Genomic DNA, 1,849 nt, shown 5'->3' with positions numbered 1-1,849 from the left:
CCATCCTACATGAGATACCTTTATATAGGATGAGCACATATTTTATACCGAATGTCAGAAGAGGAGAGAATATGCGAAATTCTAAGCACCATCCACAAGATTGAAGAGTCGAAACAACCTGTTAGTGTTTATTTTAACCAGAATTCTGTCCCATTTTCTCTCGCACAATACTATCGCTATCGCAGAATACTTCAGAAATGTGGCGAGGAAGGGCTTCGAGATGCGAGAAAGGAGGGAAATTATACAAAACTGACAGAAAGAATAAAAGATTACGTAATAGCTGTAGTTGAGGAAAACAGAAGTGTATCATCGTCCCAATTACAGAGCAAGATTCTAAATCAGTTCGACGTGCACATTTCCTTATCCGGTTTGAACACTTTCAGGGCATCCGTATCATTGACAAGAGTACCTGCCCCTAAGGAAGAGAACTATAAACGCCAGAAATCCGGTGGGGGCGAGATTCTCACGTCTTTATCCTTTTTCACCAACATTATAGAGCTATACACCAAAACAATAACTGAACAGGTGAATGCGGTTCGTCAATCACCATTATTTGAGCAGAATAAAAACATCGAAAAGGACAATCCGGACATTCGTTTACATGGAAAATTCACCCGCGAGTACAACCAATTGGAATCCGTGAGAGTGAACCGTTTCAAATCAATTGACGATAAAATCGCGGATAAGGATTTTTCAGCCATGAATATCTTTGGGATGTCAGAAAAGACGATTTTTCGGTATAATCTGGCTCTGATGTGCCTTCCGCTGGTCACATCGAACGGAAGATCAAGCAGGGTGAATCGTGTAAAAGGAAACGATTTGTCCTTCCTATGTGGATATAATTACAAAGATGCGTCACTCAATAAATATATTCAAGAATTGAAATATCTTAAGGTCTCTGATCGCTTGATTGCCGCAACAGCGAAGTTCTGGATGGATTTCTGGCGAAATGAATCAGATGATGAGACATATTTCGTGTGTTATTACATCGATGGCAATACGAAAGCATTATGGTCCTCAAATAGATGTTACAAAGGTCGAGTGACGATGCTTGGTCGCGTCATGAATTGTCTCGAAAACGTGTTTATTCATGATGGTAAGGGGCATCCACTCTATTTTCAGACCTTTCAAGGGCATGCCGACCTTGGAAATCATGCACTTCCCATGCTCACCAAATTAACGGAACTTTTGGATGATCCATCAGCACATGTTGATGTAAAACGGATATTGGTAATGGATGGAGGGGGCAACGGTGTAGAAACACTCAGAGCCTTTAAAGGCAGCGATGAGTATTATATTACTATTCTTGATGATAACCAGACAAAAGAAAGGAAATTCAAGCACATCCGTGATGAAATAAGGTATAAATACGGAAATGCAACCCTTGTTGACTGCAAGATTGAATTATTGGATTCAAAAGAGCCGGGCTACATCTACGAGTGCCGTGCAGTGATTGTGAAGTGGGACAATGGTAGAAAATCAGTCCTGATCACGGATATACCCCATGACTTATTGGACGCGAGCGAAATCACGAAAAGATACTTTGATCGTTGGCCGATGCAGGAAAAACAGTTCAGAGATGCGAAATCGGGGGTTAATATTCATCGGATCACAGGTTACGGAAAGAAAATTGAGAATTACGATAAAATGAGTGAAAAGCATGGTGAGCTGTGTAAGAGAATAACACAACTCAAAGCGGAGCTGGAAAAGCCACTCTCGGAAATAGAATCGATAGAAGAGCAACTTACCGACATATACCGACAGGAAAGAACGTTCCGCGAAAAATCGAAGATCGTTGAGGGACAAAGGGTCTTGAGTGAGGTAGACTCAGTTGAATTAAAGAAATATG

The 1,849-nt window shown here is 41.0% G+C and carries 1 protein-coding gene; it reads left to right on the top strand.

Annotation, left to right across the window (positions count from 1 at the left end; genetic code table 11):
- Nucleotides 1-51 precede the first annotated feature (51 nt).
- Nucleotides 52-1,849, top strand: a 1,798-nt coding sequence (locus tag K8S15_02705; GenBank protein MCD4774944.1) for a helix-turn-helix domain-containing protein, incomplete at its 3' end; no start/stop codon positions are given.

The sequence above is a fragment of the Candidatus Aegiribacteria sp. genome (assembly GCA_021108005.1).
GTDB lineage: Bacteria > Fermentibacterota > Fermentibacteria > Fermentibacterales > JCC-6 > Aegiribacteria.
Note: the sequence above shows the minus strand (reverse complement) of the source record. Positions and strands in the feature narration are given on the sequence as shown.